Below are 24,063 nucleotides of genomic sequence, written 5' to 3'. Positions count from 1 at the left end.
TGTGTGGCCGTTTCTTGTTCTCGCACACTTCATCCCTTATAACAGAATTTGAGCCATCCATGGAAATTCTAAGTTATTTCATCCCTGATAACAGAATTTAAGCCATCCATGGCAATGCTAAGTTATTTCATCCCTGATAACAGAATTTATGCCATCCATGGCAATTCTAAGTTATTTCATCCCTGATAACAGAATTTATGCCATCCATGGCAATTCTAAGTTATTTCATCCCTGATAACAGAATTTATGCCATCCATGGCAATTCTAAGTTATTTCATCCCTGAAATAAAAAAACCAGGACATGCCTGGTTTCTTTTTATGTTTTCTAGATGCGCTTACATACGTAGCTCTTCTTGATCAGCACCTTCTTTTTCAATCACTTCAGGAATTAAGTCTTCTTTCGAAATACCTAACCCCAATGCAACAGTAGAAGCTACATAGATAGATGAGTATGTACCTACAACGATACCAAACAACAATGCGGTTGAAAAACCGTGAATTAGTGCCCCGCCTTTAAAGAATAAGGCAAGCAATACTAAAAATGTTGTTAGTGACGTGATCATTGTACGGCTTAACGTTTGAGTTAAAGATATATTGATGATTTCTTCAGGTGTACCTTTACGCACTTTTCTGAAGTTTTCACGAATACGGTCAGAAACAACAATCGTATCATTTAGTGAATAACCAATTACCGCAAGTATTGCCGCTAAAACGGTTAAATCGAACTCTAAACCCAAGAATGAAAATAAGCCTAACGTTAAAATAACATCATGAGCTAGGGCCGTTACAGAACCTAGTGCGAAGCGCCATTCAAAACGAAAAGCAACATACACTAAAATACATATCAACGCTGTTAACATCGCAAGTCCACCTTGCTCTGTTAGCTCATCACCTACATTTGCACCAACAAATTCAATACGGCGCATATCAATAGTTTGACCTGTGCCTTGTTCAAGTACACCTAATATTTGGTTGCCTAACATTTCGGCTTTTAGGTTTTCGCGTTGACCTAGACGAATAAGTACATCATTTGGGTTACCAAATAATTGCACAACCGCATCATCAAACCCACCCGTTTCCAAAACGGTGCGAATTTTACCTAAATCGGCAGGTTGATCAAAACCAATCTCTAGTAAGGTACCACCAGTAAAATCAAGGCCCCAATTAAGCTTATTGGTTGCTAATGACGTTAGCGAGGCAATGATTAAAATGATACTAAATATAGAAGCTAGCTTTCGGTACGACATGAAGGCTACGGTTTCTTTAAGTTTTAAGATTTGCATTATATCGTCCTAGCCTAAATAGAAAGTTTATCTATTTTTTTGCCACCCCAAAGTGCATTTACAACTGCACGGGTACCAATAATAGAAGTAAACATTGAAGTAATAATACCGATTGATAAGGTAACGGCGAACCCTTTTATAGGACCGGTGCCAACAGCAAACAAAATAAGTGCTGCAATCAAGGTAGTAATATTTGCATCGATGATAGTTGAGAACGCTGAGTCATAACCATGATGAATTGACTGTTGAGGCGTCTTACCGCTGCGTAATTCTTCACGAATACGTTCAAATATAAGCACGTTAGCATCAACTGCCATACCAACAGTAAGTACAATACCAGCCATACCAGGAAGCGTTAAAGTCGCGCCAGGAATAAGTGACATAATACCAACAATAAGTACTAAGTTAGCAGCTAAGGCAAGGTTGGCAACAACACCAAATTTACGATAATAAACCATCATAAATATTAGTACTAAAGCAAATCCCCAAAGAATAGCTTGCATACCTAATTGAACGTTTTCAGCACCAAGTGATGGACCAACCGTTCGCTCTTCTACTATCGCAATAGGTGCGATAAGAGCACCGGCGCGAAGTAATAATGCTAAATTTTGTGATTCAGCAGGAGACTCTTGACCAGTAATAACAAACTTACTACCTAGACGAGCTTGAATAGTCGCAACACTGATAACTTCTTGTTGTTGAGTAAACTTCAAGCTGCCATCTGGATTTTTCTCACCTGTTGCTTTACTTTCAATAAATACGGTTGCCATTGGCTTACCAATATTATCTTTAGTTGCATTAGAGAAAATGCTACCACCTTTGCTATCAAGATCGATGCTCACTTGTGGACGACTAGTTTGCTGATCTCTTGACGGTGCAGCGCCAATAATGTGCTCACCACGTAACATAATGCGTTTTTTCAATAGTTGCGGTTGACCATTTTGGTCATTAACTAAGAAAGAACCAGGAGGTACGCGACCATTCACTGCAGCACGAAGGTCGTGTTCTTGATCGACCATATGAAATTGTAGTGTCGCAGTAGCGCCTAAAATCTCTTTCGCTCTCGCGGTGTCTTGTACACCAGGTAATTCAACAACAATATGCTTAGCACCTTGACGTTGTACTAATGGCTCTGCCACACCTAGTTCGTTAACACGGTTACGAATAATGGTAATATTTTGCTGTAACGCATATTCGCGGGTTTCTTTAAGCTTTGCGTCTGTCATGGTGATTTTTAAAGATAATTTATCTTCATTATCAACAAACAAGTAATCGCCGTAGGTACGCTTCAACAGTGATTCTGCACTTGCTAAGTCATCAACATTACGAAAGATAACTTCAACGCCATTGCCCGACTCTTTTACGCTACGGTAACGGATTTTCTCACTACGCAAGTTAGTACGAAAATCACCAATCATATTTTCTTGTGCTCGGCCCATCGCAGTTTTCATGTCTACTTCCATAAGGAAGTGAACACCACCACTTAAATCCAAACCAAGTTTCATTGGTACGCCACCTAAACTGGCAAGCCACTCTGGGGTAGCCGGCGTTAGGTTTAATGCGACTGAATACTTATCACCTAAACTAGTCGATAATGATTCGTTTGCCGTTTGCTGCGTTTTATAGTCAGAAAAACGTACCAATACTTGACCGTTCTTCAGCGCTGCGCTTTGATAAGTAATATTAGCTTGCGCTAATGTATCTTTTACCGCATCAAGTGTAGATAGATCAGCTTGCACACCTTTCGTTCCCGAAATTTGTACCGCAGGATCTTCACCATAATAATTTGGTAACGCGTATAAAGCACCAATGGCGACAATAAACACCACCATTAATGTTTTCCATAATGGATATTTGTTTAACACAACAAGTCCTTATAGAGACTTCATAGTCCCTTTTGGTAATACAGCAGTAATCGCACCTTTTTGTACTGTTAATTCAGTACCTTCAGCAACATTAACTACAATGAAATCTTTTTCAGCAGAAACTTTAACGATTTTACCAACAACACCGCCTTGAGTTAATACTTCATCACCTTTAGATAATGCTTCCATTAGGCCTTTGTGCTCTTTAACACGCTTAGCTTGTGGACGGTAAATCATGAAATAAAACACTACACCAAATACTAATAACATGATTAACATTTCAAAGCCGCCACCTTGTTGTGGTGCATCTGCCGCATAAGCTTTACTAATTAAAAAGTCCATAAAATCCTCTTACTACTAATTTAAAATTTAAAAATTTGAAAAATCACAAAAAATTTTGTTTTTATTCTTCTGTTGTTTGTGTTGCATTTAATGGTGGAACTTCTAGACCACGGATGGCATAAAACTCTTCCACGAATTCATCTAATTTACCTTGCTCTATCGCATCACGCAAACCTTGCATTACTCGTTGATAAAAATGCAAGTTGTGCAGGGTATTTAATTGCGAGCCTAAAATTTCATTACATTTATCTAAATGATGTAAATAAGCTCTCGAATAATTTTTACAAGTCGAACAATCACACTGTGGATCTAATGGTCCGGTATCCGTTTTATGACGAGCATTACGAATTTTAACCACACCATCGGTCACAAATAAGTGCCCGTTTCTGGCATTACGTGTTGGCATAACACAATCAAACATATCAATACCACGACGCACACCTTCAACCAGGTCTTCAGGCTTGCCCACTCCCATTAGATATCGGGGCTTATTTTCAGGGATCAAGTCTGGTGTGTGATCTAATATTTTAATCATCTCTTCTTTCGGTTCACCAACGGATAAACCGCCAATAGCATAACCGTCAAAATCGATATCTAACAGGCCTGCTGCAGAAACTTCACGAAGGTCTTCATACATACCACCTTGCACAATACCGAATAATGCAGACGGGTTATCGCCATGCTCAGCTTTTGAACGTTTTGCCCAACGCAACGATAGCTCCATAGATATTTTTGCTTCATCATGAGTGGCCGGATATGGGGTACATTCATCAAATATCATCACAATATCTGAGCCTAAGCTACGCTGAACTTGCATTGATCGTTCAGGAGTAAGCATAATTTTCTCACCATTAACTGGCGAGCGAAACTCTACGCCTTTTTCGGTGATCTTACGCATTTTCCCTAAACTAAACACTTGAAAGCCGCCAGAATCAGTAAGTATTGGCTTGTGCCAATTCATAAAGTCATGCAAATCGCCGTGCTGTTCGATAATTTCGGTGCCTGGACGAAGCATTAAGTGAAAAGTATTACCTAAGATAATGTGAGCACCGGTTGCCTCAACTTCTTCCATTTTCATACCTTTCACAGTGCCATAAGTACCTACAGGCATAAAGGCTGGTGTTTCAATAACGCCACGGTCAAAGGTAATGCGGCCACGACGGGCTTTTCCGTCTTTGTTTAGTAAATCATATTTCATGTTTTTTCCTTACCATGTAGCGAAACAGGCCACAGGTTTTGTTGATGTTACAGCACCAATAATAAGAATAGTCTCATTATTCGTTTTTTAGCTTACTGTCTTGTTAAAAACATTGCGTCGCCATAACTAAAAAATCTATATTTTTCTTCTATTGCCACTTTATAGGCATTCATCATATGTTCATAACCAGAGAATGAACTGACAAGCATTAATAATGTTGACTCTGATAAGTGAAAATTAGTGATTAATGCATCAATGAGTTGGAACTTATATCCAGGCGTAATAAATATGTCGGTGTCACCATAAAACTCGCCAAGTGGTTGGTCATTTGTTAATGCATGTTGAGCCGCGCTTTCTAGAGAGCGCACAGAAGTAGTACCTACCGCAATAACTCGTTTGCCAGCAGACTTAGTTGCTTGTACTTGAGCCATAACGTCACTACTAACTTCTACGTATTCTGAATGCATCACATGATCAGCAATATTATCAACTTTTACTGGTTGAAAAGTACCTGCGCCAACATGCAAGGTGACAAAGGCTAGGTTTACACCTTTCGCCTTAATCTGCTCAAGTAATTCATTTTCAAAGTGCAGCCCTGCAGTTGGTGCCGCAACAGCACCAGGTTTTTCGTTATAAACTGTTTGATAGCGTTCTCGGTCTGAATTTTCATCTGGACGATCTATATAAGGAGGTAATGGCATGTGGCCAATATCTTCCAATACTTCCAATACCGTTTGTTCACCATGAAACTCTAATTCAAATAAAGCGTCATGACGAGCAACCATTGTCGCATTCACTTTACCTTCTAATAAAACTTCATTGCCAACTTTAAGTGACTTACTGGCTTTGACATGAGCTAAAACACGGTGTTGATCTAATACTCGTTCGACTAGCACTTCTATTTTTCCGCCGGTAGATTTAACACCGTAGACACGAGCAGGTATTACTCTAGTGTTGTTGAAAACCAACAAGTCGCCGGGCTCTAATTTATCAATAATTTGATTAAATTTATGGTGCTCAATATCGCCATTGCCGCCATCAACCGACATTAATCGGCTGGCAGAACGTTCAGCTTGCGGGTAACGGGCAATCAGCTCGTCAGGTAATTCAAAGGAAAAGTCAGAAACTTTCATATTCAGCACTAGTTAGATAAAAATAAAACGCGTAATTTTAGTGCTGAGGTCTGATAATAGCAAGGAAAATGTGGATTTCCTGCACATTGAAGTGATTAATAACAAAATAAAAAATAGCTGAATAAAATTAAAATCAGTTATTTACATTAGATTCACTGGATTCGCAGTCTTTCTCGGTAGTATCCATGGTTTGGCCAAAGAAACTCCCCGGCTTGGCATGTGATTGAACATAGTTAATATCAACCTGGACCTTATTATTGGGTTGCTGTTTTTTTAAGCCAGTAATGGCAGATAAGAATTTCAAAAAATTCATACTTAAACTCCTTTTAAGTAATTTTTTCAGTGTTTCATATAGCTCAATTTTTAATGCTCTGATTTAAGCAGACTTAACACTTTTTTATTGTTAAGCATTCATACTAGTTTGTAAAAATATTATTATCAAATTTTTTGTTACATTTTTTTAACATCTAATTGGGTGACAATAATTTCATAGCCAAAGGGTTAAATTATTAGTCCTTACCTAATAACACATCACTGCTATTTTGTTATGTAGTTGTCTCGCTGAGTTGAAGCTGGTGAATTATTAGTCGGTTGAACAGTTTTATTAAATTATCTCTTTACAGTGAATAAACGATAAGTATAATGCAAAGCCATTGCAGGGGTGTAGTTCCAATGGCAGAACGTCGGATTCCAAATCCGAATGTTGGGAGTTCGAATCTCTCCACCCCTGCCACTTCTTTTCTTTACTCAGCTTATTCAAATCATTTTTAAATTTATCAGCCGTCTGAAAAATTATGGTTTTTCTTTATATCTAAAGTTTATATGAAGCAAAAACGAACAAACCGCATTTCTGCGGTTTGTGTGTTATATCAACTTAACTAATTAACAGTTCATTTTTAATGAAATTGCTATTAGGTTTTTGCTTGAATACTTACAATGAATGAATAAACACAGTTGCAATGGCAACAGGGCACACAAACTTGGTGTACCAAGGCCAAATTTTCCAAAACAGGCCATGTTCTACTTGCTCATTACCTTGTTTTATTTCATCCAATATTTCTTTTCTACTCCATATCCAACCAACAAAAACGCAACATAACATCGCAATAATTGGCTGCCCATATTCCGTTGCCAGCATAGCAACAAAATCGAGCATGAAATCTAGATTAAAAATAATAAGTACACTGATAAAGAATATAATAATGCTGATCAGGGTAGTTGCTTTTGAACGTTGCATATCGTGGCGTTCAACCGCATAAGAAACAGGCCCTTCCAACATAGATATAGATGACGTAAGCGCTGCTACACTCATTAATACAAAAAATGCGAAAGCAACAAATAAGCCCATCGCCCCCATGCCATCGAATAATGCTGGTAAAACAGTAAACACCATACTAGGTCCCGCAATAAGCGAACCATCGGCAGCGAATATGGCAACACCTTGGTGTTGAGCTACATACATAGCAGGAATAATTAATAAGCCCGCTAAGAATGCAATTGAAACATCAATTAAGGTAACCTGGGCGCCTAAAGTCACTAAATTCTCTTTTTTAGAAATATAAGAGCCATAAATAACCATGACACTGGTACCTAAAGAAAGTGAAAAGAACGCTTGTCCAAGAGCACTGACCAAAAGGTCTGGGTGAAAAACTCGCCCTAAGTCAGGGTTTAAGTAAGCTTGTAGTCCTTCTGATGCCCCATTTAAAGTCATCACATATAAGATAAGGATGATGAGTAACCCTATCAACAGCGGCATTAATCTTTTTGACCACTTTTCGATACCGTCTTCCACACCTTTACGAATGATAAATACCGTCAAAAACATAAATAGAGCAGTAAATAGAATGTTCCGTACATTGTTTTGCGTGATAACCCAGTCAGCAGCTTGTTGCAAACCAGCGAGTTGCGCAACCGGTTCGACCGCATAAGACATCATCCAGCCGGCAATAATGCCGTAAAAGCTCAATATCAATGCAGCACAGATGATGCCGCCAAAACCCACAATAAAAGCAAATTTTTTCTGCCATGCTTTACGTGACATTTTTTGTAATGACGTAACCGCATTTGCCTGGCCATAACGACCAATCAATAGCTCAGCCATAAAAGCAGGATAAGCCAAGCTAAACGCAAGTACTAAATACACGAGAACAAACGCAGCTCCACCATTACTCGCTGTTTGTGTGGGAAACCCCCAAATATTACCTAAACCTACCGCAGAGCCTGCCGCAGCTAAAATAAACCCTAAACGTGAGCTAAACCCACCACGTGCTGTTGCCATATTAATTCTTATATTTTTTATATTGATGTATTGTTATAGATAACCATAATGAAAGTTATCAGCATAAGCAATATATCGTAGTTGTTAACGAAAATAACAAGTTTTGATCTTGTAATTAAATCGTTACCAGCAACGACAAATTGCCTTTATTACTGTTTAGTCTTTGAAATTATTAAATTGAAAGGATTGCTCTAATTCTGCGTCACGTACGAGTTTCATCACAGCTTGAAGCTCATCACGTTTTTTACCTGTCACTCTAATTTTATCACCTTGGATAGATGCCTGAACTTTCAGTTTGCTGTCTTTAATGACTTTCACAACTTTTTTAGCTACCGCTTGTTCAACGCCAACTTTAAACGATACTTTTTGTGAGTAGGTTTTACCTGAATGGACAAAGTCACCAACGGTCATGGCTTTAGAGTCAATTTTACGTTTTGATAATTGTGTTCGCAACATATCAAGCATTTGTTGAACTTGGAAGTCGCCTTCGGCTTTCACCGTCACATCTGGATTTTTATACTCAAATGATGCTTCAACACCGCGAAAATCAAACCGAGTACTAAGCTCACGATTTGCATTTTCAGTGGCGTTACGAATTTCTTCTAAATCAACTTCAGATACAATATCTAATGAAGGCATAATTAAATCTCTTTAAAATAATATTTTCGACATAGATTAACAAAGCTATCTTTTAAGGGCTAGGATGAATTTACTAATTCAATCACAAAACTTTAGTTTTTTAGATTAAACCGTTAATATGAAAAAAATTTTACAAAATGCACAGTTGTGAATATATCTAATTTCCGCCTTTACCTATTTATCGTCATTACCTGTAGTGTAGTGGCAATTAACTACACCTTTATTTCTAAGCTTTTATATCAGTACCATTTACTCGATAAAACGGGACATTTTCTAGGATTTTTATTTCTTACCTGGCTAGTACACTCAATAGTGAAGCTTGATCTCAAATTGATCGTAATTACTTTATGTATTTATGCTGGACTAACTGAGATCGGACAATCTTACTTAGAGTTTAGAAGCGGTCAGGTTACTGACTTCATCGCTGATGTATTAGGTTGCTTGAGTTATGTAGTAATTGTTGTTGCCAATAAGAACAAAGCTAAAAAGGAAATCGCTTGAATATATTAATCGTTGGTAGAGGTGCGATGGGGCTATTATTTTCTCATTTCCTTATCGATCATAATATCAGCATCAAGTCTCGAGCGGCCTCACCATCAATATTTTCTTTTACTAATATTGATGGTTCATCCAATCAGCATCAATTAAATTGCGCAAACAAAAAACAAATCTCCAGTGCCGACTGTGTCATCTGTTGTGTAAAATCATATGATGTTAGTAATGTAATCACCGAATTAGCTCCCTTTATCAATAACTATTGCCCGATAATACTTACCAATAATGGCATGGGGGTTATTGAACAACTCAAGCAAGAGTTAAGCATAAGCAATCCTATTTATGCATTGCTAACAACCATGGCAGCAAAGCGACTTTCACCTAATCACATCGCTCACACTGGGGTTGGCACAAACCAAATGGGTTTAGTTAGTGGTAGTGCAGATAGTCATCATCAACAGAAGCTTGTCGATATTTTAGCAAATGCTCTTCCGCACTATAGTTATTCTGAGCAGATACTCACTCTGCAATGGACAAAGCTGGCAATTAACTGTGCAATTAATGCATTAACTGCAATCTACAACGTGAATAATGGCGAATTAAAAAAACAAAGTTATAAACAAATAATTGCAGATGTAATAAAAGAATTAGTTGCAGTTGCGAAGCAAGAAGAGATTTTGCTTAATTACGATGGTTTAATTAACACGATATATGATGTTATCGATAAAACAGCTAGCAACAGCTCTTCGATGCGTGAGGATGTATTAAAACAACAGGAAACAGAAATCGACTTCATTAATGGTTTTATTTATCGGTTAGGGCAAACACATAACATACCTACCCCAACCAATGCTAAGCTCTATAAGCAAGTTAAAAGCTTAACTCTTCCAACTTAGCTCGTTGTATTGCTTCCAATTACTTCTTCAAGCATAGGAAGCAGCTTTTGCTTTAATAGCTGCAATTCACTTTCTTCATAAGGTTTTAAAGGTAACTGTCCCCAAATCGGTTTTGGCCAGCTTGGATCATCTTTAAAACGTACAATGTGATGAATATGCAACTGAGGCGTCATATTACCGAGCGCTGCAACATTCATTTTTTCACCATTAAAGCATTGCATTAAAATTTCTGATACGGCACTCGACTCATTAAGAAACTGTAATTGATCTTGCCATTCTAACTGATAAATATCTTTAACGTCTGTGCGGCGTGGTACCATAATAAACCAAGGATAGTTACTATCATTGCAAAGCAATAATTTACATAAAGGTAAATTTGCTATTTCAATACCATCACGCTGTAAATCGCTATGTAGTTCAAAATCATCACTCATTATCTTTTCCTAAAATGTTATAATTACTTACCGCTTTTTTTCTTTTTCGGTTTATTTTTTCGGCCTCTGCCGCGAGCTTCTTTCTTCGCTTCCCGTTCAGCAATTTTACGCGCTTGCAGTTCAGCAAAATGGATATTCTCTTTTTCTACCATATCGGGCGTTTCAAAAGTAATATTGCCCAATGTTTTATCACGAATTTCATTTACTAAAATTTCAGACGCTTTATGAAAGTCTACGTGACCACCACTTCTTACTGCACCACGCTTACGGCCAAGTTCCTCTAGGAACTCAACCTCTTGCTCTGGCAATTCAGTGATCTTATATCGCTCTTTTAATAGTTCAGGGTAAGCCTCTAATAAATATTCAGCGGCGAAACAGGCAATCTCTTCATGATCGAAAGCGGTATCTTTAATACCACCAGAAACAGCAAGACGATAACCACTATTTTCATTAGCAATTTTAGGCCAAAGCATGCCGGGTGTATCATATAGATATACCCCGTCTTCCAAACGGATACGTTGTTGGGCTTTAGTCACAGCGGGTTCATTACCTACTTTGGCTTTTGTTTTACCAACCAAAGTATTAATTAATGTAGATTTACCTACATTGGGGATCCCCATGATCATCGCATTAATTTGCTTGCCATCTTCATTTTTGTGTGGCGCTAATTTACGTATTAATGCGGCTATATTTTTTGCACCACTTGGCTCTTCAGTAGTTAATGCTATCGCTTTGACATTATGTTGAGTATGAAAATAATCAAGCCAGACTTTAGTTAACTCTGGATCAGCTAAATCACTCTTGTTTAGGATTTTAATCAGCGGTTTGTCGCCACGTATATCAGTGATCATTGGATTTTCACTGCTAAATGGCAGTCTTGCATCACAGACTTCAATAACCACATCAATTTGGTTAATAATTTCTTTGATTTCTTTTTGGGCTTTATGCATATGCCCAGGGAACCAGTTTATTGCCATTAGGGAAAACTACTTAGGTATTTGAAAGATACTGATATTTTAGCAAGGAAATGAAAAAGAAACGAGGAGAAAGGAGAAGCTTATTTTATTGAGAGTAATGTCAGAGATGTTAGTTAACTTACACCACGTCATTCCAAACGAGTGGAACGAGATTTGGAACCTCCCAAATTCACAACGTGCTTTTAAACAATATTGAGTAATGATACCCGTGCGCTAAACATCCATACCGTGTGTTAACCACAACACGCTCAAGGAGGTCCCTGATATCGCTTATGCTCCTCAGGAATGACGTTATATTTTTTCTGAGAGGATATGAATTAATAGGTAAGTGTACCTAGCTTTCATATTCCAGAAAGCAAAAAACCGATCAAAAGATCGGTTTTTTACAAATGTGGCGGACGCGGCAGGAGTCGAACCTGCGACCGCCTGGTTCGTAGCCAGGTACTCTATCCAGCTGAGCTACGCGTCCGCAATTGTTATATTTTAAGTGATAACCTCACTACTCTATTGTTTAGCCACTTTGAGTAAGTGTTAAAGCATTCTTTACAAAATCAGCACAACGTAGATTGTTGTAAAGTAAAAGCCCATTTTATCTTTCGATAAAATGGGCTCTCAAATGTGGCGGACGCGGCAGGAGTCGAACCTGCGACCGCCTGGTTCGTAGCCAGGTACTCTATCCAGCTGAGCTACGCGTCCGCGGTCGTATATTTTAAGTGATAACCTCACTGTTGTTACCTCGAACAACACGACTCAATTATTTATTCACTTTGAGGAAGTGACCACTTCTTTAAAGAAGTGGCGGACGCGGCAGGAGTCGAACCTGCGACCGCCTGGTTCGTAGCCAGGTACTCTATCCAGCTGAGCTACGCGTCCGCAATCGAGAAATTAAATTTTAATTACTCTTTGTTGCCCATCCAACAGTCTAATGACAGTAGAATGGCGGTGAGGGAGGGATTCGAACCCTCGATAGGGTTTAACGCCTATACTCCCTTAGCAGGGGAGCGCCTTCAGCCTCTCGGCCACCTCACCAATGGCGTGCATATTAATGGATTCGAAAAATAAGTCAACGGATTTTTTTGTCTTTTTTTCTGTTTGTTGATATTTCAAACAAGATGTTTAAATATCAGCCCATTTATATGCGGAGTTAACGCTGAAGTTAACATGAAACCAACATTGTTCAAAAATATATGCCAAAGCTTTTAGCAATACCAATGAATTTACTTCAAACTGTTAATAACGCGGATTACTCGTTACCAACATTGTCTGGATTACCCTTTTCAGCTTGTATGCGCATGTAAATCTCTTCACGATGAACAGACACTTCTTTAGGTGCATTGACACCGATACGGACTTGGTTCCCTTTTACCCCTAAAACGGTCACAGTAACATCGTCACCGACCATAAGAGTTTCACCAACTCTTCTTGTTAATATAAGCATCCATTTGCCCCTTTTTGTTAGAAATCATTTGTATGGTATCAAACCTAGGCTCATTTAATAAACAATAAACTAGATTTTTTCCTTAACATATAAGAATTTAGCAAAATTTTCAGAAAAAGAGACTAAATTATTGTATTTAATTGAAACTTTTTGTGCAAAATTTGTACGGCACGTATTAAATCGGCTTCTTTAACCAACACTGAAATTTTAATTTCAGCTGCAGAAACTAAAAACACGTTAATATTATTTGCAAATAAACATTCAAATAACTCAGCAGCAACGCCAGCATGTGAACGCATACCGTTACCAATTGCTGATACTTTTACGACTTTGTTGTTGCCAAAAAGTTCATCAACAGAAAACTCTGTAGTTAACGATTTAGCAATACACATAGCTTGCACGTAATCATTTCGATGAACGGTGAAGGAAAAATTAATTTTATTGACGTGTTCAGCTGTTTGCGTAAGCATATCAATTTCAATATCTACTTTGGCGAGTAACGTTAACAGTTTACTTCTAAATTTTTCGCCATGTATTACGCCATTTGCACTTATCAGTGCTTCATCTTTGTGACTCGTAATTGCCGACACTGGATGTTTTTTATCTGCTTGCTGCTCAAAAGTAATGCTGGTGCCTTCACCTTCAATAAAGCTTGAAAGCACCCTTAGTGGCATTTTATGTTTACCGGCAAACTCTACTGATCGCGATTGCAATACTTTTGCGCCGGAACTGGCCATCTCTAACATTTCTTCAAAGCTTACATAAGGTAGTTTTCGAGCGTTTTCATCAATTCTAGGGTCAGTTGTATAAACACCATCGACATCGGTAAATATCTGGCATTCTTTGGCTTGTAGTGCGGTTGCTATAGCCACAGCAGATGTATCAGAGCCTCCCCGACCCAAGGTAGTAATATTACCTTCACTATCAACCCCTTGAAAACCGGCCACAATAACAATATGCCCTTGCTGAAGCTCTTGTAGCATTCGTTGATTGTCTACATTTAAAATACGCGCTTTATTAAAGCGGTTATCTGTTTGCATACCTATTTGATGGGCTAACAAGGAGACTGCGGAATAACCACGTTTGATTAAAGCAATAGAAAGTAAAGCAATAGAGACTTGTTCACCACTTGCGAGAAGCATATCAAGTTCGCGGGCGGAAGGGTTTGGATCGAGCTTAACTGCAAGGTCCGTCAGACGATTGGTCTCACCGGACATGGCAGATAATACAGCCACGACTTGGTGGCCTTGTTGTTTGGTTTTTATTATTTGCTGAGCAACATGTTCAATTCGTTCAAGGGAACCAACCGAGGTTCCCCCAAACTTTTGTACGATAACTGCCATTAACGATTAATCGCCATTTTACAATGTAACCCTTATAATTTTTCAGCTAACCAAGCTTCAACGCTGGCTAATGCAGAAGTAATATTTTCTGGTTGAGTACCACCAGCTTGGGCCATATCTGGACGACCACCGCCTTTACCACCGACCTGCTCGGCAACCATTTTAACTAAATCGCCCGCTTTAACTTTACCAATTAAATCTTTAGTAACACCAGCAATTAAACTTACTTTTGCACCGTTTGCTAATGCTAACAAAACAATGCCCGAGCCTAATTTGTTTTTAAGATCATCGACCATTTCACGTAATGCTTTAGGATCGCTGCCTTCAACATCGGCGATAAGAGCTTTAACACCGTTAATGTCGATTGCTTGATTGATTAAATCAGAACCTGCTTGTGACGCGAGCTTTTGCTTAAGCTGAGCCACTTCTTTTTCAAGTAGCTTAGATTTAGCAATCAACTGCTCAACTTTACTTACGGTATTAACCGCATCTGATTTAACCAGGCCTGCAATAGTGGTTAGCTTATCTGCCTGCTCATCAACGTACGCCATTGCGGCAACACCTGTTACAGCTTCTATACGTCTTGTACCTGCTGCAATACCTGCTTCAGCAGTAATTTTTAATAAACCAATATCGCCAGTACGCTGTACATGTACTCCACCACAAAGTTCCGTTGAGAAACTACCTAAGGTAACCACTCGAACTTCATCGTCATATTTTTCACCAAATAGCGCCATCGCACCTTTTTCTTTCGCAGCTTCAATATTCATCAGTGCCGTTTCACGAACATAGTTAGCACGAATATTATCATTGACTAACTGTTCAACTTGACGAAGTTCGCCAGCAGTTACACCTTCAAAGTGAGAAAAATCAAAACGCAACTTTTCATGGTCACATAATGACCCTTTTTGCGTCACATGCTCCCCTAAAACCTTACGTAGTGCGGCGTGTAATAAATGCGTTGCTGAATGATTTTTAATAATATCATTACGTCGAGCACTGTCTATTTGCGCATTCGCACGAGCATTTAACTGGATTGCAGACTCAGCCACACCATGATGAGCAAAAGCATTACCCAACTTCACAGTATCAGTAACGTTGAACGTTCCGCTGTCTGTTGTAATTGTACCTGTATCGCCTACTTGACCACCTGATTCTGCGTAAAATGGTGTATTGTCTAAAACAATAACACCTTTATCACCCGCATTTAATGATGATACTGAGCCTTCGCTATTGAACAGTTCAACAATCGTTGAGCTGAAGCTGTGGTTTTCGTAACCTTCAAAATGTGTCGTCTTATCTGATTTGATTTGTTCGTTGTAGTCGGTGCCAAAGTTTGATGCTTTTTGAGCACGTTCACGTTGTGCCTGCATTTCACTATCAAACCCTTCTTGGTCAATAGTTAACTCTTTTTCGCGAGCGATATCTGCGGTTAAATCTGCAGGGAATCCATATGTGTCGTATAACTTAAACACATCTTTACCCGGAATAACATCACCACTTAAATTTGCGATAACATCATTTAGTAAGTTCATTCCTCGGTCTAAAGTACGACCAAACTGTTCTTCTTCAATGCGTAATGTCTTTTCAATAATTGCTTGTTGCTTGATAAGCTCAGGATATGCATCGCCCATTTGCTCTGCTAATGCTGACACTAACTGATGGAAGAAGTGCGACTTCGCTTCAAGTTTATGGCCATGACGAACTGCACGGCGAATGATACGACGTAAAACAAAACCACGCCCTACATTTGATGGGTTAACCCCATCAGTGATCATAAAACTACACGAGCGAATATGATCAGCAATTACACGTAATGATTTATGCTCTAAATCTTCACAGCCAAGTAAATCTGCAGCAGCTTTAATCAGCGCTTGGAAAATATCAATTTCATAGTTTGAATGCACGCCTTGCATAATCGCTGCGATGCGCTCAAGACCCATACCGGTATCAACAGACGGCTTAGGTAATGGATCCATAGTACCGTCGGCTTGACGGTTGAACTGCATGAATACCAAATTCCAAATTTCGATAAAACGATCACCGTCTTCTTCAGGTGAGCCTGGAGGACCGCCCCAAATTTCTTCACCATGATCATAAAATATCTCTGAACAAGGACCACATGGACCTGTATCACCCATAGACCAGAAGTTATCTGACTCAAACTTCTTGCCTGCAGATTTATCACCAATACGAATGATACGATCTTCAGGAACACCAATCACATTTGCCCAGTGGTCAAATGCTTCATTGTCAGTTTCATAGACAGTTACTAACAATTTTTCTTTTGGCAAGCCAAGTACCGAGGTTAAGAATTCCCACCCAAAATTAATCGCATCATGTTTGAAGTAGTCACCGAAACTAAAGTTACCAAGCATTTCGAAAAACGTATGATGACGGGCTGTATAACCAACATTTTCTAAATCGTTATGTTTACCACCAGCTCGAACACAGCGTTGTGATGACGTTGCTCTGGTATAACTGCGAGTTTCTGCACCTAAAAACACATCTTTAAATGGCACCATACCGGCATTAGTGAACAATAATGTTGCATCATTGCCAGGAACAAGTGAGCTACTCGCAACAATTTGATGTTGCTTTTGCGCGAAAAAGTTTAAAAATGCCTGTCTAATTTCGGCACTGGATTTAATCATGGTAGTTATCCAATAAATAATTATATTCTTTAATTTGTAATTAACTTAGCTTCAATACCGCATTTATTTGTTCAAAACTATATCCGCGATATTGTAAAAATCTTACTCGTTTGGCTTTATCTTTTGCGTCGGTAATTTCAGTGCTGTTAAAGCGCTTTTCATAGGCGATTTCAGCTTGCAAAAACCAGTCAACTTGTTGGCTGGCATAAACGGCGGCTATGATATCACTAGTTAAGCCTTTTTGCTTTAGTTCTGCTGCAATATAAATCCAACCATACCCTTTGGCAACTCGAAGCCTCAACATACTTTCACCAAAGCGTAAATCACTTTGAATATCTTGCTCAGCCAGGGCATCTAATACAACCTGTATATCGGCAGCGTCAAATTCTCTTAACTGCAATTTCTGCATTAGCTCTTTTTGCGAATGTTCTCGTCTGGCTAATAAAGAATAAGCTGATTTTTTAACGTCCTTTTTTATCACTAAGGCATTACTTCAATGTGTATATTTCGCCATATTCTACCTATGTTTGGGTAAAAAAAATACTGCTATAAACAAGAAAAGGACCCTAAGGTCCTTTTTAATTTAGTTAGTAAAACTGATACTTAATCAGGATCATACCCTAGGTTTGGTGATAACCATCGCTCAGCTTCTTTGATAGACATATTTTTACGGTTTGCATAACTTTCAACTTGTTCATTATCTATTTTAGCAACCGCAAAATATTTACTGTCTGGATGAGCGAAATACCAGCCACTTACTGCAGCTCCAGGCCACATAGCATAGCTGGACGTTAACTCCATACCAATGTTGTTTTCAACATCAAGCAACTGCCAAATAGTACCCTTTTCGGTGTGCTCTGGGCATGCGGGATAACCTGGTGCAGGACGAATGCCCTGATAGCTTTCACGAATAAGCGCTTCATTATCAAAGTTTTCATCACTGGCGTAGCCCCAGTAATCTTTGCGGATTCGCTCGTGCAGATATTCAGCAGTAGCTTCAGCTAACCTGTCGGCAACGGCTTTTAACAATATCGAGTTATACGTATCATGCTTACTATCATACTCTTGCACTAATTCATCAGCACCAAAGCCTGAAGATACGGCAAAAGCACCAACATAATCATTAATACCAGAGTCTTTTGCCGCTACATAGTCGCTTAAACAACGATTAAACTGCCCTGCTTGTTTCTTAGTTTGTTGACGCAAACCACAAAGCGTATTTAACAACTCGTTACGAGAATCATCAGTAAACACTTCAATATCATCCCCTACACTGTGAGCAGGAAACAAACCGAAAACCGCTTTTGCCTGTAAGGTTTTATTACTAATAACCTCATCAAGCATGGCATTGGCATCTGCAAATAATTTCTTAGCTTCCTCACCAATAAGTTCATGCTCTAATATTTTCGGATATTTACCAGATAATTGCCAAGTTAAGAAAAATGGCGTCCAATCAATGTAGTTTCGCACCACGTTTAAGTCGATATCATCTAATACAGTCACGCCTAATTGTTTCGGGGAAATCGGTTTATAGTGTTCAAAACTTAAAGGGAATGCATTGGCTCTTGCATCTTTCAATGATGATAAATCAGAGCGAGGGCCTTTTTTACTATAACGCTGACGAACAGTTTCATATTCTCTTTCGGTTCGGGTAACTAAGTCTTCTTTTAAGCTTTCTGTCAGTAATGAATTTACTACCGATACAGAGCGAGACGCGTTAGGTACATAAATTACCGGATGGGCATAGTTTTGCTCAATTTTAACCGCCGTGTGTGCTTTTGAGGTTGTCGCACCACCAATTAGCAGTGGTAAATCAAAATCTAATCGTTGCATCTCTTTAGCAACATGGACCATCTCATCAAGCGATGGCGTAATTAAGCCTGATAAACCAATAATGTCTACATTTTCATCGCGAGCCACTTGTAAAATTTTATCACAAGACACCATCACGCCAAGATCAATCACTTCGTAGTTATTACACTGTAATACTACGCCAACGATGTTTTTGCCAATATCGTGCACATCACCTTTAACCGTGGCTAAAAGCACTTTGCCATTGGTACTCGCTTCCGTTTTTTCCAGCTCAATGAAGGGTTGCAAATGAGCAACCGCTTGTTTCATTACGCGCGCCGATTTTACAACTTGTGGCAAAAACATTTGGCCTTCACCAAACAAATCACCAACAATATTCATGCCATCCATTAACGGGCCTTCAATAACGTCTAAAGGACGATTGGCCGCTAACCTTGCTTCTTCTGTATCTTCAACAATATATTCGTTTATGCCTTTTACCAGGGCATGTTCAAGCCTTTTAATGACAGGTAATTCACGCCAAGTTAAATCAGCACCGGCAGCTTTAGTACCGCCTTTCCCGCGAAACTCTTCGGCAACATCGAGTAAACGTTCTGTCGCATCTTCATCAGTATTTTGAATTACATCTTCAACGGCCTGTAATAAGTTCTCAGGAATGTCTTGATATATTGCCAATTGCCCAGCATTAACAATGCCCATATCCATGCCATTTTTAATGGCATGGTAGAGAAATACCGCGTGAATCGCTTCACGTACCGGATTGTTGCCTCTAAATGAAAATGACACATTAGATACACCACCGGAGATCATCGCGTGCGGTAGTGTTTCTTTAATGACTTTAGTCGCTTCGATAAAATCTACGGCATAGTTATTATGCTCTTCAATTCCCGTTGCAACGGCAAAAATATTAGGATCAAAAATAATATCTTCTGGAGGAAAACCAATCTCATCGACTAAAATATGATATGCGCGCTGACAAATTTCTACTTTTCTGTCTTTGGTGTCGGCCTGACCCGTTTCATCAAACGCCATAATAATAACAGCAGCACCGTAACGACGAATTAATTCTGCTTGTTCTCTAAAGTTCTCTTCACCTTCTTTTAAACTTATCGAATTGACTATGCCCTTACCTTGAATGCACTTTAAGCCAGCCTCCATGATCTCCCACTTTGAAGAATCAAGCATAATTGGAACTTTTGCGATATCAGGCTCACCAGCGATTAAGTTTAAAAATTTAACCATTGCTCCATATGAGTCCAACATGCCTTCATCCATGTTGATATCGATTATTTGTGCACCGTTTTCAACTTGTTGAAGGGCAACAGCGATGGCTTCATCGTACTTTTCTTCGGTGATCAAGCGTTTAAAAATGGCAGAGCCCGTTACATTAGTGCGCTCGCCTACGTTAACAAATAAACTATTTTCATCTAGGTTTAACGCTTCTAAGCCAGATAATCGACAGGCAATTTTTTTAGCTTCTATTCTACGTGGAGTTACATTAGCGACACTATCAGCAATGCCTTTAATATGTGCCGGAGTTGTCCCGCAACAGCCGCCAACTATATTTAAAAATCCAGATTGAGCCCATTCAATAATATGCTTATTCATATCATCAACAGTAAAGTCGTATTCGCCAAACGCGTTCGGTAAGCCAGCATTGGGATGGGCAGAAACTGCAAAATCAGAAATATTGCTTAACTCTTCTACGTACTGTCTAAGCTCAACGGGGCCAAGGGCACAGTTTAAACCAAATGAAATTGGATTTGCGTGACGTAACGAGTTATAAAATGCTTCAGTCGTTTGCCCAGATAGCGTTCGTCCTGATGCATCGGTTATCGTACCTGAAATCATCAAAGGTAAACGATAGCCAATATCTGCAAAGACTTGCTCTACAGCAAACACGGCGGCTTTTGCATTAAGCGTATCAAAGATGGTTTCCAGCATGATTATATCTACGCCACCTTCAATCAAGGCTTCAATAGATTCTACATAGGCATCTTTTAGTTCATCAAAACTGACATTTCGAAACGCCGGGTTATTAACATCAGGAGAAATAGAACACGTACGGTTAGTTGGTCCTAACACACCGGCAACAAAACGCGGTTTTGTAGGCGTTGTTAAACTAATTTCATCTGCAACTTCTCGTGCAATTTGAGCTGATACCAAGTTTATTTCACGGCTAATATCTTCCATGTCGTAATCGGCCATGGCAATAGTAGTCGAGTTAAAGGTATTGGTTTCAATAATATCAGCACCAGCAAGCAAATATTGACGATGTATGTCTTTAATGACTTCACTCTGAGTTATAGACAATAAATCATTATTACCTTTTACATCACAGTGCCAGTCGACAAACCGTTCACCTCGATAGTCTTGCTCTTCAAACTTATGATCTTGGATCATGGTACCCATAGCACCATCAAGGACTAAAATTCGCTCTTGTAATTGTTGCTCTAATAAAATGCTTGTTGGAGATTTCACCGTAATAATTCCTGGATCTTAATTTAATAATTGCTGTTTGAGCTAATTTTCAAGGTTGTATGGAGTAATTTGATAAACATAATAATTTAGCCAATTGCTAAAGAGTAAACAGCCATGGCTCCGCCATTTGTTTTTCGGGGCAATATTTACATCATCACATTTAAAATAATTTTCGGGTATAAAAGAGCTTAGGCCTGCTTTTACATCGCGTTGGTATTCATCACTTAACGTACTGGCATCGTACTCAGGGTGACCGGTAACAAATACATGTTTTTTATCTTTTGTCGCCACAAGATAAACTCCAGCCTGATCAGACTCAGCAAGTACATTCAGTTCATTCACACTTTTATAAATTGCTTTATCAATCTCGCCATAACGAGAGTGTGGCACTGAAAACTCTTCTTCATAGCCCCTAGTTAATGGTTCCATAGAATCTAACGTTTGATGCTGGTACACACCTGACAGTTTTTTATCTCGTAATCTACGATTTAACCCATAGCGATAGTATAGTGCAGCGTGTGCAGCCCAACAGGAATACATAGTCGAAGTAACATTAGCGTGTGCCCAGTCAAACACTTCGGTGATTTTGTCCCAATAAGAAACATCTTCATAGTTAAGTTGGCCTAAAGGCGCGCCCGTTACTATTAAACCGTCATAATGCTTATGCTTAATATCATCGAACAAGCAGTAAAATTCATCTAAGTGTGCCTTTGGCGTATTTTTAGATTCATTCAAATTTAAACGTACAAATTCAATATTTATTTGCAGCGGCGTATTGGAAAGCATGCGCAATATTTGTATCTCAGCCTCAATTTTATTCGGCATTAAATTTAATATCGCAACTTGCATAGGTCGAATGTCTTGATTAACCGCCCTATTTTCAGACATGACAAAGATGTTCTCATTCGCGAGAACTGCCAGTGCAGGAAGTTGGTCAGGGATTTTAATCGGCATTAACTCAAACCTTTTAAATAGGAAAAACTTAATACTACTCATCCGTATAGAAATGTCAACATCTAAACGTATAGACGTCTAAATAAGATTTTTTTTATTATCAGTTGAGAATGATGAACGCGAGAACACATTCTTCACATAGATGAATCTTTAAGGAATGTGTTAGTAGTTGGATTAAAGACGATGAAATAATGCAGGAGTTGTTATCTAGGATATGAATAACACTGTACGTTGGGGTTGTATTTCTTCGTCCCTGAAGTGAGTCAACCTTGTAACATCCCTGTCAGGTTGGCATTCCTTCGTCCCTGAAGTGAGCCAACCTTGTAACATCCCTGTCAGGTTGGCATTACTTCGTCCCTGAAGTAAAAAACCCGCTCAATTGAGCGGGTTTTATTAATCATAGTGAGCTGTTTGAATACTATTCAGTTTCAGCTACTGCTTCTTCTTCAGTATCTTTAGCGGCAGTAAGTAATAAGCCACGTAATTTAGCGTCTAACTCTTTTGCCATTGCAGGGTTTTCTACAAGGTATTTGGTCGCATTTGCTTTACCTTGGCCGATACGTTCGCCCATACAGCTATACCATGCACCCGCTTTTTCTACCATTTTGTGCTTAACACCAAGGTCGATTAACTCACCTAAACTATTAATACCTTGACCGTATAATATTTGGAATTCAGCTTGTTTAAATGGAGGGGCAATTTTGTTTTTAACCACTTTAACTCGTGTTTCATTACCGGTGATTTCATCACCTTCTTTAACCGCACCGATACGACGAATATCTAAACGAACTGATGCATAGAACTTCAACGCATTACCACCAGTGGTGGTTTCAGGGTTTCCAAACATTACACCGATCTTCATACGGATCTGGTTAATAAAAATAAGCATTGTATTAGATTGCTTAAGGTTACCTGTAAGCTTACGCATTGCTTGTGACAACATACGAGCCTGTAGACCCATGTGGCTATCGCCCATATCGCCTTCAATTTCAGCTTTAGGTGTAAGAGCTGCAACAGAGTCGACTACGATTACGTCAACAGCACCAGAGCGGCTTAACATATCAACAATTTCTAACGCTTGTTCACCAGTATCTGGTTGCGAAACCAATAACTCATTAATGTTTACACCAAGCTTTTCAGCATAAATTGGGTCAAGGGCATGCTCGGCATCAACGAACGCACATACTTTACCATTGCGTTGCGCTTCAGCAATTACTTCTAGTGTAAGCGTTGTTTTACCACTTGATTCTGGACCATAGATTTCAACAACACGTCCCATTGGCAAACCACCCGCACCAAGTGCAACGTCTAACGCAAGCGAACCAGTAGAAATAGTTTCTACGTCCATGCTACGGTTATCACCCAGCTTCATAATTGAACCTTTACCGAATTGGCGTTCAATTTGTCCTAGGGCTGCTGATAAAGCCTTTTCTTTATTTGCGTCCATTAAAATCTCCAGTGTTTTTCTATTTATCCAGTAGTTATGGAATTAGTATACTGTATAATCGTACAGTATCAACCATTAATTAATATTTTTTTATAAATCGAACAAAAGCAACCTATAACCAATTGATACTAAATAACTTTGTATAATTAAAAGTTTTTATCCTAAGCTTTTAAAATTAGAACTAACAATGTTTATACAGTAGTTATGTTTTATAATGCCCTTTTTTATACAGTAGTTTTATTGGTTAATTAGATTGGTAAAAAGTGATATCTTGCTTTGCGCTTCGAGTCATAATATTTTACCATCCATATACGCTATGAATCACGGCCTATTTTATCTATTTTTCAATTAATTTGCCGATCTCAAAATAACTTTAATAAATACAAAAGCTAAT

At 38.8% G+C, this 24,063-nt stretch carries 19 protein-coding genes and 5 tRNA genes; 3 read left to right on the top strand and 21 right to left on the bottom strand.

Going from position 1 to position 24,063, the window contains the following annotated elements; all coding sequences use genetic code 11:
- Window positions 1-335: 335 nt before the first annotated feature.
- The 6 genes from secF to RI845_RS04715 all read right to left on the bottom strand — a co-directional run bounded on the left by secF (window position 336) and on the right by RI845_RS04715 (window position 6,134).
- Window positions 336-1,283 carry a protein translocase subunit SecF gene (secF, locus tag RI845_RS04740; protein WP_348388598.1) on the bottom strand — a complete coding sequence of 316 codons (948 nt, stop codon included), beginning with the start codon at window positions 1,281-1,283 and terminating at the stop codon, window positions 336-338.
- A gap of 14 nt (window positions 1,284-1,297) precedes the next feature.
- Entirely contained in the window at window positions 1,298-3,148 is a 1,851-nt protein-coding gene (gene secD, locus RI845_RS04735; protein WP_348388597.1) for a protein translocase subunit SecD, read from the bottom strand.
- 9 nt (window positions 3,149-3,157) lie between these two features.
- Window positions 3,158-3,490, bottom strand: a complete 333-nt coding sequence (gene yajC, locus RI845_RS04730) for a preprotein translocase subunit YajC (RefSeq protein WP_348388596.1) — start codon at window positions 3,488-3,490, stop codon at window positions 3,158-3,160.
- A 61-nt stretch (window positions 3,491-3,551) separates the two neighbouring features.
- The gene (tgt, locus tag RI845_RS04725) at window positions 3,552-4,688 is read right to left on the bottom strand and encodes a tRNA guanosine(34) transglycosylase Tgt (RefSeq protein ID WP_348388595.1); all 1,137 of its coding nucleotides are present in this window, start codon (window positions 4,686-4,688) and stop codon (window positions 3,552-3,554) included.
- A 92-nt stretch (window positions 4,689-4,780) separates the two neighbouring features.
- Window positions 4,781-5,821, bottom strand: a complete 1,041-nt coding sequence (gene queA / locus RI845_RS04720) for a tRNA preQ1(34) S-adenosylmethionine ribosyltransferase-isomerase QueA (RefSeq protein WP_348388594.1) — start codon at window positions 5,819-5,821, stop codon at window positions 4,781-4,783.
- A 133-nt stretch (window positions 5,822-5,954) separates the two neighbouring features.
- Window positions 5,955-6,134, bottom strand: a complete 180-nt coding sequence (locus RI845_RS04715) for a hypothetical protein (protein WP_348388593.1) — start codon at window positions 6,132-6,134, stop codon at window positions 5,955-5,957.
- A gap of 344 nt (window positions 6,135-6,478) precedes the next feature.
- Here RI845_RS04715 and RI845_RS04710 point away from each other — a divergent pair.
- A tRNA-Trp gene (locus RI845_RS04710) sits at window positions 6,479-6,554 on the top strand.
- A 198-nt stretch (window positions 6,555-6,752) separates the two neighbouring features.
- Here RI845_RS04710 and RI845_RS04705 read toward each other — a convergent pair.
- Window positions 6,753-8,099, bottom strand: a complete 1,347-nt coding sequence (locus RI845_RS04705) for a sodium-dependent transporter (RefSeq protein ID WP_348388592.1) — start codon at window positions 8,097-8,099, stop codon at window positions 6,753-6,755.
- 156 nt (window positions 8,100-8,255) lie between these two features.
- Window positions 8,256-8,738, bottom strand: coding sequence for a YajQ family cyclic di-GMP-binding protein (locus RI845_RS04700; RefSeq protein ID WP_348388591.1), 483 nt, complete (start codon window positions 8,736-8,738; stop codon window positions 8,256-8,258).
- Between the two features lie 147 nt (window positions 8,739-8,885).
- Between RI845_RS04700 and RI845_RS04695 the strand changes: the two genes are divergently transcribed.
- Window positions 8,886-9,239, top strand: coding sequence for a VanZ family protein (locus RI845_RS04695; protein ID WP_348388590.1), 354 nt, complete (start codon window positions 8,886-8,888; stop codon window positions 9,237-9,239).
- The gene (locus RI845_RS04690; protein WP_348388589.1) at window positions 9,236-10,129 is read left to right on the top strand and encodes a ketopantoate reductase family protein; all 894 of its coding nucleotides are present in this window, start codon (window positions 9,236-9,238) and stop codon (window positions 10,127-10,129) included. Before RI845_RS04695 ends, RI845_RS04690 begins: the two co-directional genes overlap by 4 nt.
- Here the strand turns inward: RI845_RS04690 and RI845_RS04685 are convergent.
- The 13 genes from RI845_RS04685 to recA all read right to left on the bottom strand — a co-directional run bounded on the left by RI845_RS04685 (window position 10,126) and on the right by recA (window position 23,675).
- Complete coding sequence (locus RI845_RS04685) at window positions 10,126-10,563, bottom strand: HIT domain-containing protein (protein ID WP_348388588.1); 438 nt, start codon at window positions 10,561-10,563, stop codon at window positions 10,126-10,128. The genes RI845_RS04690 and RI845_RS04685 overlap by 4 nt on opposite strands.
- A gap of 23 nt (window positions 10,564-10,586) precedes the next feature.
- Entirely contained in the window at window positions 10,587-11,540 is a 954-nt protein-coding gene (gene ylqF / locus RI845_RS04680; protein ID WP_348388587.1) for a ribosome biogenesis GTPase YlqF, read from the bottom strand.
- A 392-nt stretch (window positions 11,541-11,932) separates the two neighbouring features.
- Window positions 11,933-12,009 (bottom strand) — tRNA-Arg (locus RI845_RS04675).
- Between the two features lie 150 nt (window positions 12,010-12,159).
- Window positions 12,160-12,236 (bottom strand) — tRNA-Arg (locus tag RI845_RS04670).
- A gap of 100 nt (window positions 12,237-12,336) precedes the next feature.
- A tRNA-Arg gene (locus RI845_RS04665) sits at window positions 12,337-12,413 on the bottom strand.
- A 64-nt stretch (window positions 12,414-12,477) separates the two neighbouring features.
- Window positions 12,478-12,569: transfer RNA gene (locus tag RI845_RS04660), tRNA-Ser, on the bottom strand.
- A gap of 214 nt (window positions 12,570-12,783) precedes the next feature.
- Complete coding sequence (gene csrA / locus RI845_RS04655) at window positions 12,784-12,978, bottom strand: carbon storage regulator CsrA (protein WP_348388586.1); 195 nt, start codon at window positions 12,976-12,978, stop codon at window positions 12,784-12,786.
- A 122-nt stretch (window positions 12,979-13,100) separates the two neighbouring features.
- Window positions 13,101-14,321: an aspartate kinase gene (locus tag RI845_RS04650; RefSeq protein ID WP_348388585.1), complete on the bottom strand. Its 1,221-nt coding sequence runs from the start codon at window positions 14,319-14,321 to the stop codon at window positions 13,101-13,103.
- Between the two features lie 32 nt (window positions 14,322-14,353).
- Window positions 14,354-16,975, bottom strand: coding sequence for an alanine--tRNA ligase (alaS, locus tag RI845_RS04645; RefSeq protein ID WP_348388584.1), 2,622 nt, complete (start codon window positions 16,973-16,975; stop codon window positions 14,354-14,356).
- A 40-nt stretch (window positions 16,976-17,015) separates the two neighbouring features.
- Window positions 17,016-17,456 (bottom strand): regulatory protein RecX, encoded by a 441-nt coding sequence (locus RI845_RS04640; RefSeq protein WP_348388583.1) that lies wholly within the window; start codon window positions 17,454-17,456, stop codon window positions 17,016-17,018.
- Window positions 17,457-17,578: 122 nt separating this feature from the next.
- Window positions 17,579-21,277, bottom strand: coding sequence for a methionine synthase (metH, locus tag RI845_RS04635; protein WP_405054117.1), 3,699 nt, complete (start codon window positions 21,275-21,277; stop codon window positions 17,579-17,581).
- 33 nt (window positions 21,278-21,310) lie between these two features.
- Window positions 21,311-22,222: a homoserine O-acetyltransferase MetA gene (gene metA, locus RI845_RS04630; RefSeq protein ID WP_348388581.1), complete on the bottom strand. Its 912-nt coding sequence runs from the start codon at window positions 22,220-22,222 to the stop codon at window positions 21,311-21,313.
- 418 nt (window positions 22,223-22,640) lie between these two features.
- A complete protein-coding gene (gene recA, locus RI845_RS04625) occupies window positions 22,641-23,675 on the bottom strand; it encodes a recombinase RecA (RefSeq protein ID WP_348389502.1) in 1,035 nt (344 codons plus the stop codon).
- Between the last annotated feature and the right edge of the window lie 388 nt (window positions 23,676-24,063).

This window comes from Thalassotalea nanhaiensis (assembly GCF_031583575.1).
Taxonomy (GTDB): Bacteria; Pseudomonadota; Gammaproteobacteria; order Enterobacterales; family Alteromonadaceae; genus Thalassotalea_A; species Thalassotalea_A nanhaiensis.
Note: the sequence above shows the minus strand (reverse complement) of the source record. Positions and strands in the feature narration are given on the sequence as shown.

What these genes read in the sequence shown, in the direction of transcription:
- RI845_RS04705 (WP_348388592.1), bottom strand. Translation starts at nt 8,099, where the DNA reads ATGGCAACAGCACGTGGTGGGTTTAGCTCACGTTTAGGGTTTATTTTA.
- csrA (WP_348388586.1), bottom strand. Translation starts at nt 12,978, where the DNA reads ATGCTTATATTAACAAGAAGAGTTGGTGAAACTCTTATGGTCGGTGAC.
- yajC (WP_348388596.1), bottom strand. Translation starts at nt 3,490, where the DNA reads ATGGACTTTTTAATTAGTAAAGCTTATGCGGCAGATGCACCACAACAA.
- RI845_RS04715 (WP_348388593.1), bottom strand. Translation starts at nt 6,134, where the DNA reads ATGAATTTTTTGAAATTCTTATCTGCCATTACTGGCTTAAAAAAACAG.
- RI845_RS04685 (WP_348388588.1), bottom strand. Translation starts at nt 10,563, where the DNA reads ATGAGTGATGATTTTGAACTACATAGCGATTTACAGCGTGATGGTATT.
- secF (WP_348388598.1), bottom strand. Translation starts at nt 1,283, where the DNA reads ATGCAAATCTTAAAACTTAAAGAAACCGTAGCCTTCATGTCGTACCGA.
- queA (WP_348388594.1), bottom strand. Translation starts at nt 5,821, where the DNA reads ATGAAAGTTTCTGACTTTTCCTTTGAATTACCTGACGAGCTGATTGCC.
- tgt (WP_348388595.1), bottom strand. Translation starts at nt 4,688, where the DNA reads ATGAAATATGATTTACTAAACAAAGACGGAAAAGCCCGTCGTGGCCGC.
- metA (WP_348388581.1), bottom strand. Translation starts at nt 22,222, where the DNA reads ATGCCGATTAAAATCCCTGACCAACTTCCTGCACTGGCAGTTCTCGCG.
- alaS (WP_348388584.1), bottom strand. Translation starts at nt 16,975, where the DNA reads ATGATTAAATCCAGTGCCGAAATTAGACAGGCATTTTTAAACTTTTTC.
- RI845_RS04650 (WP_348388585.1), bottom strand. Translation starts at nt 14,321, where the DNA reads ATGGCAGTTATCGTACAAAAGTTTGGGGGAACCTCGGTTGGTTCCCTT.
- RI845_RS04700 (WP_348388591.1), bottom strand. Translation starts at nt 8,738, where the DNA reads ATGCCTTCATTAGATATTGTATCTGAAGTTGATTTAGAAGAAATTCGT.
- ylqF (WP_348388587.1), bottom strand. Translation starts at nt 11,540, where the DNA reads ATGGCAATAAACTGGTTCCCTGGGCATATGCATAAAGCCCAAAAAGAA.